Raw genomic sequence first — 12,875 nt, forward strand, 5'->3', positions numbered from 1 at the left:
CTCTTTATTTAAATATTTTAAATAAATTCTATAATTGAATATTTAGAAAAATTCCTAATATAAAGAATATAAAAAAGAAAAATTAATTTAACGTTCCACGTGGAACGTTAAATTAATTGCTAAATTTTTACCTACCCATATATACTAAAAGAACAGAAATATCTGCAGGAGAAACACCACTTATTCTAGACGCTTGAGAAATTGTAACTGGTTGAATTTTGTTTAATTTTTCTCTTGCCTCTAAGCTCATAGATTGCAATTTTGAATAATTAAAATTAGGAGGTATTTTAATATTTTCTAATCTATTTAATTTATCTGCATTATTCTTTTCCTTATCAATATATCCAGAGTATTTTACCTGAATCTCGGCTTGCTCTATAATTTCCCTATCTAAATTATGCTCTTTAATATAATCGTCTACAGATTTAATTTTACGCATATCTTCAATAGTAATATTTGGTCTTGCAAATATTTTATGCATTTTACCTTGCTGTTTTACACTAGCAGAGTTCTTAGATTCTAAAATAGGATTTGCTTCTTCTTTAGTGACACTTGTGTCTTTAAAAAACTGAACAAATTTTTCTGAAGCTTCACGCTTCTCCTCCATTCTTCTTAATCGTTTTTCGCTAGCTAAACCTAAATCATAAGCTCGAGGTGTTAATCTAAAATCGGCATTATCTTGTCTTAATAAAGTTCTATATTCTGCACGAGACGTAAACATTCTATATGGTTCTTCTGTTCCTTTTGTAATTAAATCGTCTACAAGAACTCCAATATATGCTTCATTTCTTTGTAAGATAAACGGATCTTTTTCTTGCACTTTTAAAGATGCATTTATTCCAGCCATTAAACCTTGCGAAGCAGCTTCTTCGTATCCTGTAGTTCCATTAATTTGACCAGCAAAATACAATCCATCTACTAACTTAGTTTCTAATGTGTGTTTTAATTGTGTAGGTGGAAAATAATCATATTCTATTGCATAACCAGGTCTAAAGAACTTTACGTTTTCAAAACCAACAATAGAACGCATCGCTTTAAACTGAACATCTTCTGGTAAAGAAGTAGAAAAACCATTTATATACATTTCTACAGTATTCCAACCTTCAGGTTCAACAAATAATTGATGACTATTTTTATCTGAAAATCTATTTATTTTATCTTCAATACTTGGGCAATATCTTGGTCCTAAACTCTTAATTCTACCATTAAACATTGGAGAACGATCGAAACCTTCGCGAAGCAAATCGTGAACCAATTCACTTGTGTGCGCCATGTAACATGATCTTTGATTCTCTAAAGGTTTTGTTGAATCTAAAAAAGAGAATTTTTCTGGAACTTCATCACCAGGTTGCTCTGTCATTTTAGAAAAATCTAAAGAACGACCATCTACTCTTGGAGGTGTTCCTGTTTTCATTCTACCAGATTCGAAACCTAAATTTACAAGCTGTTCTGTAATTCCTGTAGCAGCTTTTTCTCCTGCTCTACCACCACCAAAATTTTTATCACCTATATGAATTAAGCCATTTAAAAAAGTTCCATTTGTTAAAACAACAGACTTAGCTTTTACTTCGATTCCTAAAGATGTTTTTACTCCAGCTATTTTTCCGTTTTCAACAATTAACCCAGAAACCATTTCTTGATAGAAATCTAAGTTCTTAGTATTTTCTAAAAGCATTCTCCAATCTTCTGCAAAACGCATTCTATCACTTTGCACTCTTGGAGACCACATTGCAGGCCCTTTAGATTTATTTAGCATTTTAAATTGTATAGCAGACGTATCACTTACAATTCCGCTATAACCACCAAGCGCATCAATCTCTCTTACAATTTGTCCTTTAGCAATTCCTCCCATGGCCGGATTACAAGACATCTGTGCTATGTTTTGCAAATTCATGGTAATAAGCAATGTTTTGCTTCCCATATTAGCAGCTGCAGCTGCAGCTTCACTTCCTGCATGACCTGCTCCAACAACAATAACATCATAAATTTCGTTAAACATAATTTCTTTCTTCTTAAATTTAGCTACTACTACATCTGTAACTACAGAATTATTTTTTTTAGTGTTCCACGTGAAACAATTAAGTTTTCTTTTAATTTAAAATACAATGTTCCACGTGAAACATTATATTATTAAAATAAAAAAGTCTGCAAATATACTACGAATTAATGAATTCTATATAAGTGTATTAAGATAGAAGTTTTCTTTATCTCGCATCTGCTTTGCTTCAATATCTGTTTTATCTTTATACCCACAATAATGAAGAATTCCATGAACAATAACACGATGGAGTTCTGTTTCAAAAGAAACTTTAAAATCTTTTGCATTATCCTCTACCCTTTCTGTGGAAATAAAAATATCTCCTTGTAGCTTTTTTCCTACTGAATAATCAAAGCTAATAATATCTGTTAATGTATCATGATTTAGAAAATCTACATTTAATTTATGTAGGTAATCATCATCACAAAAAACATAGTTTATTTCATCCTCCTTGCAGTTTTCGTTTAAAATAACAGAAGATATCCATTTTGAAATTTTAGCTTCATTAACAAGCTTAAAATCGTTTTCGTAGTTAAAACTAATCATTCTTTTCTTTAAAGTATTCTTGTACTTTTTGTTTATAAATTTGTTGCAAAGGTAAGGCTTGCTTATTCAATATTTCGGTTGTATTAAAATATTCTTTTGCTTTAGGAATTTGATTGTTTGTAGTATTTGAAAAATCTTTTTTATTTGTTTCAGATTTACGTTTTGTATCCTGTCCTTGCTCTAATGTTGCTTTTTCAAGTTTTAATAATTGATGTTGCAAATTCATCATTTTGGATAAAGTTTCGTTTGTAAAACCGCCATTTATAAGATTATCTTCTACATCTTCCATTTGTTTTAATAATTGCTTTGCATTTGCAGGAATACCTTTTCCTAGTTTTTCATCCATAGCAAGTTTATTTTCTAAAGCTTGACGTATTAATTGTTGTTGTTGGTATATTTTATATAATTCTCCATTTATATCTTCACTAAATCCATCGTTTCCATCTTGTCCTTCACCTTTACCTCCTCCATTACCTTCTCCTTTTCCTTCACCTTTTCCGTTTTTTCCCTTCTTACCATTTTTTCCACTTTCGCCATTCTCTCCGTCTTCACCATTTTCACCATTTTCTCCAGGCTTTTTACCTTTACCTGGTTTCTCACCAGGTTTATCTCCAGGCTTTTCTCCAGGTTTCTCGCCACCTTCACTTTGTGGCTTTCCGCTTTTGCCTTTTTTTGTACCTTCTTCCATTTGTTTATTGAGTTCTTCTTGACTCATAATAATATCGGGAAGTGGCATACCGCCTTCTCCTTTACCTTTTCCTAATGATGGCATTGCCATAGCATTTTGCATTTGGTCTAAAGCATTGCTTAAAAAATCTGCCAAATTATTTGCAGATGTTACTGCATATTGTTGTGAAGATGTTCCTCTATATAAATTATTTTCTGCTAAATCTGCTAATGCTTTATCTATATTAGAATAAACTTCGGAAATTTCTCTATTTACTTTTTCAGAAATTTTTGGTTGACGTAGTGATAATGCAAATAAACTATCATCTACATGTTCAAAATGTGTACGTAATTCTTTTTGCTTTTTTAAATATGTCGCATATTCATTATGGTTAACTTCTATACTTTTAAACTGCTTCATTACACGCTCTTCATCAAAAGAAAAAAGTACTAAATTATCTAAAATTTGACGCAAGGTTTCTATATCTTCTTGTAAAGCTTCTTGTCCTCCTTGAGACATTTGTGCTTGCATTTTCATGCTCATTTCTTTCATTTTTTGGGCAGCACCTTTTTGATTTTTTTTAGCTTTTGAATTTTGACTTTGCTTCTGCTCTTCAGTTTGAGATTGTTCTTTTTTATCTAATTCTTCTGTAGCTTTTTCTTGATCTTGTGCTACATTCTCTTCTTTATTTTCGTCTCGTGGTAAATCTATGGGTTGTTTTAATTGTTTATTATCCTTCTCAAGTTCGTCTAATTGTTTTTGTATGTCTTTAAACTTTTTATTTAATTCCTCTTGCTTTTCTTTTGTATTCTCTTTTGGCTCTTTATTTGCAAGTTTATCTTGTTCTTTTGCAAGCTTATCTAATTCATTTCCAATTTTTTCCATCTTTTTATTAACGTAATATCTTTTCGTTAATTCAAGCATTTGTTCGAGACTTCTTTTTTGGTTTTTTGCTTTTTGCGCTAGTTTATCTAACTTCTCTGAGAATTCTTCTTTATTCATTTTCTCGCGAAGTTTCTCTAATTCTTCAAGAAGTTTTTCGTCTTTTTTAAGCTGCTCTTCATTTTCTTTTAAACGCTCTTTTAAATCTTCTTTAAATTGATCTTCTTCTTTATTTTCTTTTTGAAAGTCTTCTAAATTTTTTTGAAGTTTTTTATTAAACTTCTGCATCATTTGTTCTTGTTGCTTTTGACGCTTTATAAAATTTTCGAATTTCTTTTTATCGTTAAAATTAAGTTCAGATTTTTCTTTTTGTGTTTTAGAGAGTTCTTCTAATTCTTTTTGTTGCTTATCGAATTTTTCTAAAGATTTATTTAAATCTTGAATGGTTTCATTTTGTTCATTTAATTGTTTTTGTTCCTCTTCATCTGCAGTACGTTTTCTATAACTAAACACACTACTTTTAGTGCTTTTATTTTTATTAACTGCATCATTATCGAAAACTTCAAAATATAAATTATAGCTCGTACCTTCTTTTATTTCTAAATTATTAGGAAAAGCACTAACAAATTCACTAAAATTTGAACCCGAAATTGGTATACGCTCTATTTTTTTATCCTTCTCATTTTCGCTTGGATAATAAACTAATTGTAATTTATTTAAACCATAATCGTCGCTAACTTTCCCATAGAAATATAAAGATTGTTGGTCTAAAGAATCTATTTTAGTTTGTAATTTAAGCTCTGGATATTCATCACGAACTACTTGAATGTTAAAGGATAAATTTTCGTAATCTTTTAGTTGCTTGTTACTTGTTGCAATACTATAATCTAAATTATTATATACTCTTTTTTGTACAGAAAACTTGTTGTTTTCTATGGTATTAAATTGTATTGTATCGTTTGCATACAATGTAGCATAATCTGTTGCTTTTGTATTTAATTTCCATGTTATATTAGTTCCTGCTGGAACAATGGAATTACCTGTACTTTTTAAAACCTCATCTCGTTTATTTGTATAGTTTGGATAGTTTAAAACCATATCAAAACTTAATAGTGTTGGTACTGGAGCAACAGAAACAGTATAAGGTTTAGATATTACATTATTAGCAAATAAATTAAAAGTTATATTGTTTTTAGGTTGCTCGAAAACATACTCAAAAGCTCCCGCTCCGTGTTGTTGTAAATAATATGTTTCGTTGTTAAAAGTAATTTGTGCTGTTTCTGGTATTACATCGCCAGCAGTTTTTACAATTAATCTAAATTCCTTATTTTCAACAGCCTGTAAGCTTTCGTTTAATACAAAAAATTGAAAAGGAGCTGGTGGCTCATAGGCAGTTTGATAATTAACTACACGTTCATAACTATCGCTAAACCAATTTAATTTACCTGAAACTGCTGTGATTAATATTATTGCTAATGGAATAGCAGTATATTTTAAATACTTAGTGTTTTTCTTAAAATTAATAGCGAGCTTAAATGGTACTGGCGTTAATTCGGAGGATTTTTGATTAATACTTGCTAATAATAACTCTGAGTCCGAATTAGAGCTTTTAAGTTGTAAAACATTTAATAATTTATCGTTAACTTCTGGAAAATGACTACCAATTATTAACGAGGCATCTTCATAATTTATCCCTTTTTGAAGTTTAAATAATTTTGCTAACGGAATAACTATAAACTTAATAAAAAGCGCCACTTCTACGGCTATAAATAACCAAAATAAAATTGTTCGAGCGGTAGAATTTAGCCAAAGAAAATGTTCAATTAATAAGGTAATTAACAGATATAACAAACCAATACTAAAAAACAAAATAGCACCTTTAATTAACTCGTTGGTGTAATATTTTTTAATGAATTGCTCAAGTTTAGTTTGTATATTTTTAAAATTGCTCATTAATTTATAAATTCTTTTTTAACAACTACTGCTTAAAACCACTTGTTTACAACTTATAAAACTACAATTTTATTTTTCAAACTCTAATAATTATGTGTTAATTGTATCTTTGTGCACTTAAAACTTAAATTGATGTCTAAAAATGTTCGTGTGCGTTTCGCACCTAGTCCAACTGGACCTTTACATATAGGAGGAGTTAGAACTGCTCTTTTTAATTATTTATTTGCAAAAAAACATAATGGTACTTTTGTATTACGTATTGAAGATACAGACCAAAACCGCTATGTAGAAGGCGCAGAACAATATATAATTGATGCTTTAAATTGGTGTAATATTCCTTTTGATGAAGGTCCAAATAAAAACGAAAAATTTGGCCCTTATAGACAAAGCGAACGTAAAGATTTATACAAAGATTATGCCGAGCAACTTATAGCATCTGGTAATGCATATTATGCTTTTGATACTGCAGAGAGTTTAGATGCACACCGTAAAGACCATGAAGCTAACGGAAAAACATTTATTTACAACTGGCATAACCGTTTAAAACTAAGTAACTCTTTATCTCTTTCTCAAGAAGAAGTAAAAGCTAAATTAGATAATGGTGATGATTATGTTATTCGTTTTAAATCGCCTCAAGACCAAACATTACATTTAAAAGATATTATACGTGGTGATATAAAAATAGACACTAATATATTAGACGATAAAGTGTTATTTAAAAGCGATGGTATGCCAACTTACCATTTAGCAAATATTGTAGACGACCATTTAATGGAAATCTCTCATGTTATTCGTGGTGAAGAATGGTTACCATCTTTAGCATTACATATGCAATTATATACTGCTTTTGGTTGGGATGCTCCAGAATTTGCACACTTACCACTAATTTTAAAGCCAACTGGTAAAGGAAAATTAAGCAAACGTGATGGCGATAAATTAGGTTTTCCAGTATTTCCTTTAGAGTATACATCACCAAATGGAGATGTATCTAAAGGTTATAAAGAAGAAGGCTATTTTGCAGATGCTGTTATTAATTTCTTATCATTTTTAGGCTGGAATCCTGGTACAGAACAAGAAATTTTTAGTTTAGAAGAACTTATTGCTGCTTTCGATTTAAGTCGTGTAAATAAAGCCGGAGCACGTTTTGATCCAGATAAAACAAAATGGTTTAACCACCATTACATGCAAGAACAAAATAACGATGAGTTAGCCGAAGCTTTTAAAAATAATCATGACGAGTTAAAAGATATCGATGTTAATTACATTGCTATGGTTGTTAATTTAGTAAAAGAACGTGCAACGTTTGTAAACGACTTTTGGGACTTAAGTAGCTTCTTCTTTGTAGCACCAGAAAGTTTTGATGAAAAAGCATCTAAAAAAGCTTTTAAAGACGAAACAAAAGAACTTATGACGACACTTGTTTCAATAATATCTAATATTGAAGAATTTGAAGTAGAAACGCTTCAAAAGGAAATAAAAGGTTGGATTACAGGAAACGAAATAGGTTTTGGAAAAGTTATGATGCCTTTACGTTTAGCTCTTGTTGGTGCTTTACAAGGTCCAGATGTTTTTGATATTATTTACATGATTGGTAAAGCAGAAACTATAAAGCGTATAGAAAAAGTAATTTCAGTTTTATAAAATTTAAAATATATATAGAAAAAAAGCGAGCCATTTAGCTCGCTTTTTTATTTATAAATAAATCTAATTTTTACTCTTTAATAAACTTTAATACAGCATCTACTCCATTAAACTTAACAAAGTAAGTTCCTGTAGAAAGATGAGATACATCCATTGTTTTACTAGTAGTATTTATTATTTGGTCTTTAACTTTTTGACCTAACATATTAAATACAGTAACATTATATTCTTCATTTATATTTTTAAAAGTAATAACTCCATTTGTTGGATTTGGGAATATTGAAATTGTATTTACATTAAATTCATCTACACTTAAATTACAAGTATAAGCAGGTAAATTATAGCCTTGTGCAGTAAATCTATTTGTCATGGCTTGAATATCTGCACAAGTATAACCATGAGCTGTTCCCATATCTATTGCCGCTTGCCTTACAGCTATTGCAGCATTTTGTTGGTTAGTACCACTATTAGTCATACCAAGTCCTTCTAAAAAGGCTTTATCTGTTTTTTCACGACCTATATCTTCCCAAATTTCCATTAATGTAGTTGCCCACATTTGTCCATCGGTGTGTATTTGTCCTACTAATCCTCCTGGATATTGTGCTCCGTAAACTGTACTTCTTCCTGGCCAACATGCATTATGTCCATCCCAACCAAAAACCCAATTTCTAGCAGCATCACTTGCAGACCATTGCCCTAAACTTCTTTTGTAAGAGTTTGCCCAATAATCTCCACTACCTTCACTTAATCCGTTTACTTGAGATAAACCTCCGTTAGTAATCCAATCGTGTAAACCGTGACCTAATTCGTGTAAAATTACATCGGCATCTTCACCATCATCTACGCAACCTTCACCAAAATTTAAAGTTCCACTAGTATAATAAGAGTTATCTGCACCGTTTGCTCCATGCGGATCGAAACGGATTACACCACCATTTTGAGATGGTGCTAACGTAATACCTAAATCTAAATTAATATAACGCATAGATTTATCTGTATGGTAATATACGTTTGCAGCTTCAAAACCATCTTCTTGTCTATTAAATTCAAAATTGTTTGAAGCTTGAATAAATAAACCTTTATTTGGAGCTGTTAGTTCTGCAATTTGTGTGTAAGGACCTTTTAAAGTATAATTTCCACCTGATAATTCAATATCTAAAAGTGTAACAGGTGTTCTTGCTGCATCTAAAGCAGCATTAGTAACATCGTTTCCATCTACATATTGTCCGCCATAAGCACTTGTAGTTGCTGTTAATGGATCTGTATCGTATATCATTGCAGTTCCAGAAGCCATCATAATTGAAGAGGTGTTTTTTGTTTTTAATGGAGTTGTTTTGTGCTTTTTATCTTTATCTCCATGAGAATAATAAAAAGCAACATCTTTACTACTTAAAATAGCTCCTGTTTGAGCATCTACCATTACCTCCCAAGCTCCAGGTTTAGTATAAGCATTTACTAAAAAGCGGTAAGCAAGTGTTGTTTGGTTATTGCTTTTTATTATAAAAAGTTTCTTTTCTAAATTTACAACATCTTCTAATTCAACATTTAAATTTGTTAAAGCGCTTTGTTGAGCTTCTGTTTGAGAAATACTTGGTATTGTATTTATGGTTTCAATACTAGAATCGTAAGTACTTGCGTGGTATGTTACATTTTTTCTGTTAGATAAATGAACTGTAACTTCTGCATTAAAAACCTGTACACCATTCATCATTTGATAAAAACGAAACGTTTCACCAGAAGGTCCTACTCTACTAAATTGCATATCTAGAGTATGATTATCTTGAATATTTAACTCATGCTTATTATTTTCTAACCAATTACGAGCAATAGTTTCGCCATCTATTTGCCCAAAAACTATAGATAAGTTAAAAAGCATAAAGTATAAAAAAAGTAGTTTTTGTTTCATAATTCGTTAATTAATTAATTAATTAAGCACAAGATAGTTACAATTTTTTAAAACGTAATCATTGCAGAAAAAGCAAACATAGATTGATTTCCTTTAAACTTATTATTATCCTCCATATCTATATTATTGTTAGAGTTTAATGCATTAAGTGTATTTAAAAAACCATAAATATATTGTGCTTTAAATTTTATAATACTAAATCCAGCTGTTAAACCTACCACTCCATTGGCATTAAAGTTAGAAATATCTTCAATTTCTTTAGCCGTTAAAGCTGTATAATTGGTTACTAAAAACTGTTCTTGTTGTTCATTTTTTAATTCTAAATCGCTATTGTATTGTAGCATTGGTCCAAAATCAAAAGTTAAAAAACTTCCTGCAAGTTTTGCGTGCCAAAGAAAAAGAACCTGTGCTGTAAACACTTTATATTCTAATTCTTGGGTTGTAAAATCTAAATTAGAAACTCCAGCAATGCCAAAATTATTTTCTGATAATTGCATGCCATAACTTGCATTATACCATTTATGCGGAATTTCTACAGTTGCACTCATTCCAGCAACCCAACCGTTTCCTTTTGTAGTTTCAAAATTGTCTGTTATAATATCGAATTGTGTAATACCACCAAACAAACCAAAGCCATTTTTAATATCTATATTTCTATGTTGCGAAAAACTTTTTGTAACAAAACATAGTATAAGTGCTACTAATAAGGAAAGTTGTATTCTTTTCATCTTTAATTTGGGTGTTTATGAGCAAATATAGCTTATTTTAGTATTTCATATTTATTAATCGTAAAAGCTAATATTATTAGCTTTTTTAAACCACTTAAAACTGTTATGGGTAAACTTATTTTAATTCCAATTTTATTTTTTGGTCTCATTATTTTAATCTCTGCATTCTTTGTTGTAAAACAACAAACAGCAGCTATTATTGAGAGATTTGGAAAATTTCATAGTATAAGACAATCTGGGTTACATTTAAAAATTCCTATTATTGATAAAATTGCTGGACGTTTAAGTTTAAAAATTCAGCAATTAGATGTAATTATAGAAACTAAAACTAAAGATGATGTTTTTGTACGTTTAAAAGTATCTGTACAATACCGTGTTATAAGCCAAAAGGTTTATGATGCTTTTTACAAACTAGATTACCCACACGATCAAATTACAAGTTATGTTTTTGATGTTGTTCGTGCCGAAGTACCAAAAATGATTCTTGATGACGTATTCTTAAAGAAAGATGATATTGCCATTGCAGTAAAATCTGAACTTAACGATGCTATGCTAGATTATGGTTTTGATATTATTAAAACTTTAGTTACAGATATTGATCCAGATCAACAAGTTAAAGAAGCTATGAACCGTATTAATGCTGCAGATAGAGAAAAAACTGCTGCACAATATGAAGGTGATGCACAACGTATTTTAATTGTAGAAAAGGCAAAAGCTGAAGCTGAAAGTAAACGTTTACAAGGACAAGGTATTGCAGACCAACGTCGTGAAATTGCTAGAGGTTTAGAAGAATCTGTAGAGGTATTAAATAAAGTTGGTATTAACTCTCAAGAAGCTTCTGCTTTAATTGTAGTAACACAACATTACGATACTTTACAAGCTATTGGTGGTGAAACTAATAGTAATTTAATTTTATTACCTAACTCACCACAAGCTGGAAGTAATATGCTTAACGATATGGTTGCTAGCTTTGCAGCAAGTAATCAAATTGGAGAGGCTATGAAAGAAGCTAAACTAAAAAAGAAACTAGATAAGCAATAGCTAACTAGTTATAAATAGTAGAAAACCCGAAGTTAAAGCTTCGGGTTTTCTTTTGCCTTAGCTAAAATATTTTGCAAACTATTTAAATAATTTTCTAGTTGTTTTTTATGAACTTCTGGATTTTCTTCTGAAGGGATTGTTTGAGGAATTTCATCCAAATGTTTATAAACCTCAGGATAATTATCTTCAATTTCTCTAGTTATATTACTAATTTTAGTAAGAAGGTCTCTATTTTCCATAATGTTTTGATTTACTCTAAAATTATAAAAACAATTACTTAACTAGAAATTTTTAAAGTTAATTAATACTTAAAAGGATGTCTTTCTTTCCACTTTATTGTTGGATTTAAATACTTAACAATAAGCTTAAGCATTGAATTTGCTACAAAGTTTGTATGTTTCATATAAATATACATAGGCTTTGGTTTTGCACCAATAGAGCTTTTTATTTCCATTGCAGTTCTTGCATAAACAATTTTTTTAAAATTATTTTTAATGCCAAATTGTGCCATATCAAAAAGCATGTTTAAGTATAATTGGTTTTTATGTTGGTATTTATGATTATAGCCTAAGAAATAGGTTTCTAATGTTGAGTTATTTAAAATTAAAGTATAAAAACCAACAAGTTCTTCTTCTAAAAAATAACCAAACACTTTAAAATTATCTTTTAGTTCTCTTTTTAAAATTTTAAAATGATTTTGGTTTAATATGAAAGTGTTTACACGCGCATTGTCTGATACATTTTTATATAATTGATACATTTTAGATTCTAACATGTTTAACTCTTTAATAGTTAATTCTTGCTTAGTAATTTGTGCTCCCTTTTTTTTGGCAGATTTAAAACGATCTCTATACTTTTTTGTAAAGGAAGATGTATAGTTTTCTAATGTATTCCACGATTCTGGTATATTAAAAACCATATTGGGTTGTACTTGAACTTTGTAAAGTTTTTGGGTATTAAAAAAGTCCTGATTATTATGGATTACATCGTTTTTAAAATAATCTTTAAAAGCTATTAGTCTAATTTTTTTATTCTGTTCTTGTTTTAAATTAGTTTTAATTTCATCAATAACTAAAGATAATTGCTCTAAATACTCTTTATAACTAATCTCTTTTATATTAAAATATAAACCGTGTTGTCCTGTGTGCATTATATTACCAATAACCAACGTATTACCTCTAACTATTTTAGATATTAACTGTTTTGTTTTTTGAGTTAAATACTTATCCTTATTATTTCTAAAAATATCTTTAAGATACATTTCTACTCGCTGTATTATAGCGATTCCAACAAGCTCTTTAGCTTTAAAAAAAGCTATGTAATATGAAGTAATGTTTTTAGGAGAAGATTGCTCTAATGCGCTTAAAAATGGTGTTTTTAAAAAAACATCATTATTAGGTAAAGCATTCCAGGAGTCTGGAAGTTGAGAAACTTTATTATATATTTTAACTTGTAGTTTATTCATAAAAAAAC

General features: G+C 29.6%; 9 protein-coding genes. 2 read left to right on the plus strand and 7 right to left on the minus strand.

Annotation, left to right across the window (positions count from 1 at the left end; all coding sequences use genetic code 11):
• Positions 1 to 127: 127 nt before the first annotated feature.
• The 3 genes from mnmG to BWR22_RS00930 all read right to left on the minus strand — a co-directional run bounded on the left by mnmG (position 128) and on the right by BWR22_RS00930 (position 6,086).
• Positions 128 to 1,999, minus strand: a complete 1,872-nt coding sequence (mnmG, locus tag BWR22_RS00920) for a tRNA uridine-5-carboxymethylaminomethyl(34) synthesis enzyme MnmG (RefSeq protein ID WP_076731569.1) — start codon at positions 1,997 to 1,999, stop codon at positions 128 to 130.
• A 174-nt stretch (positions 2,000 to 2,173) separates the two neighbouring features.
• On the minus strand, positions 2,174 to 2,584 hold the full coding sequence (gene ybeY / locus BWR22_RS00925) for an rRNA maturation RNase YbeY (RefSeq protein WP_076731570.1): 411 nt from the start codon (positions 2,582 to 2,584) through the stop codon (positions 2,174 to 2,176).
• The gene (locus BWR22_RS00930; protein ID WP_076731571.1) at positions 2,577 to 6,086 is read right to left on the minus strand and encodes a DUF4175 family protein; all 3,510 of its coding nucleotides are present in this window, start codon (positions 6,084 to 6,086) and stop codon (positions 2,577 to 2,579) included. Before BWR22_RS00930 ends, ybeY begins: the two co-directional genes overlap by 8 nt.
• A 132-nt stretch (positions 6,087 to 6,218) precedes the next feature.
• Between BWR22_RS00930 and gltX the strand changes: the two genes are divergently transcribed.
• Positions 6,219 to 7,727, plus strand: a complete 1,509-nt coding sequence (gene gltX / locus BWR22_RS00935; RefSeq protein ID WP_076731572.1) for a glutamate--tRNA ligase — start codon at positions 6,219 to 6,221, stop codon at positions 7,725 to 7,727.
• Between the two features lie 70 nt (positions 7,728 to 7,797).
• Here gltX and BWR22_RS00940 read toward each other — a convergent pair whose 3' ends face one another.
• A complete protein-coding gene (locus tag BWR22_RS00940) occupies positions 7,798 to 9,633 on the minus strand; it encodes a T9SS type A sorting domain-containing protein (RefSeq protein WP_076731573.1) in 1,836 nt (611 codons plus the stop codon).
• A 47-nt stretch (positions 9,634 to 9,680) separates the two neighbouring features.
• Positions 9,681 to 10,361 (minus strand): hypothetical protein, encoded by a 681-nt coding sequence (locus BWR22_RS00945; protein WP_076731574.1) that lies wholly within the window; start codon positions 10,359 to 10,361, stop codon positions 9,681 to 9,683.
• Positions 10,362 to 10,466: 105 nt separating this feature from the next.
• On the opposite strand from BWR22_RS00945, the gene BWR22_RS00950 reads away from it, so the two are divergent.
• On the plus strand, positions 10,467 to 11,402 hold the full coding sequence (locus BWR22_RS00950) for an SPFH domain-containing protein (protein WP_076731575.1): 936 nt from the start codon (positions 10,467 to 10,469) through the stop codon (positions 11,400 to 11,402).
• A gap of 32 nt (positions 11,403 to 11,434) precedes the next feature.
• Here BWR22_RS00950 and BWR22_RS00955 read toward each other — a convergent pair whose 3' ends face one another.
• Both BWR22_RS00955 and BWR22_RS00960 read right to left on the minus strand, forming a co-directional pair.
• On the minus strand, positions 11,435 to 11,641 hold the full coding sequence (locus BWR22_RS00955) for a hypothetical protein (protein ID WP_076731576.1): 207 nt from the start codon (positions 11,639 to 11,641) through the stop codon (positions 11,435 to 11,437).
• Positions 11,642 to 11,703: 62 nt separating this feature from the next.
• A complete protein-coding gene (locus tag BWR22_RS00960) occupies positions 11,704 to 12,867 on the minus strand; it encodes a GNAT family N-acetyltransferase (RefSeq protein ID WP_076731577.1) in 1,164 nt (387 codons plus the stop codon).
• Positions 12,868 to 12,875 lie beyond the last annotated feature (8 nt).

This window comes from Lacinutrix venerupis (genome assembly GCF_001971745.1).
Lineage (GTDB): Bacteria > Bacteroidota > Bacteroidia > Flavobacteriales > Flavobacteriaceae > Lacinutrix > Lacinutrix venerupis.

Coding starts and splice junctions, on each gene's coding strand:
- mnmG (WP_076731569.1), bottom strand. CDS start 1,999: ATGTTTAACGAAATTTATGATGTTATTGTTGTTGGAGCAGGTCATGCA.
- ybeY (WP_076731570.1), bottom strand. CDS start 2,584: ATGATTAGTTTTAACTACGAAAACGATTTTAAGCTTGTTAATGAAGCT.
- BWR22_RS00930 (WP_076731571.1), bottom strand. CDS start 6,086: ATGAGCAATTTTAAAAATATACAAACTAAACTTGAGCAATTCATTAAA.
- gltX (WP_076731572.1), top strand. CDS start 6,219: ATGTCTAAAAATGTTCGTGTGCGTTTCGCACCTAGTCCAACTGGACCT.
- BWR22_RS00940 (WP_076731573.1), bottom strand. CDS start 9,633: ATGAAACAAAAACTACTTTTTTTATACTTTATGCTTTTTAACTTATCT.
- BWR22_RS00945 (WP_076731574.1), bottom strand. CDS start 10,361: ATGAAAAGAATACAACTTTCCTTATTAGTAGCACTTATACTATGTTTT.
- BWR22_RS00950 (WP_076731575.1), top strand. CDS start 10,467: ATGGGTAAACTTATTTTAATTCCAATTTTATTTTTTGGTCTCATTATT.
- BWR22_RS00955 (WP_076731576.1), bottom strand. CDS start 11,641: ATGGAAAATAGAGACCTTCTTACTAAAATTAGTAATATAACTAGAGAA.
- BWR22_RS00960 (WP_076731577.1), bottom strand. CDS start 12,867: ATGAATAAACTACAAGTTAAAATATATAATAAAGTTTCTCAACTTCCA.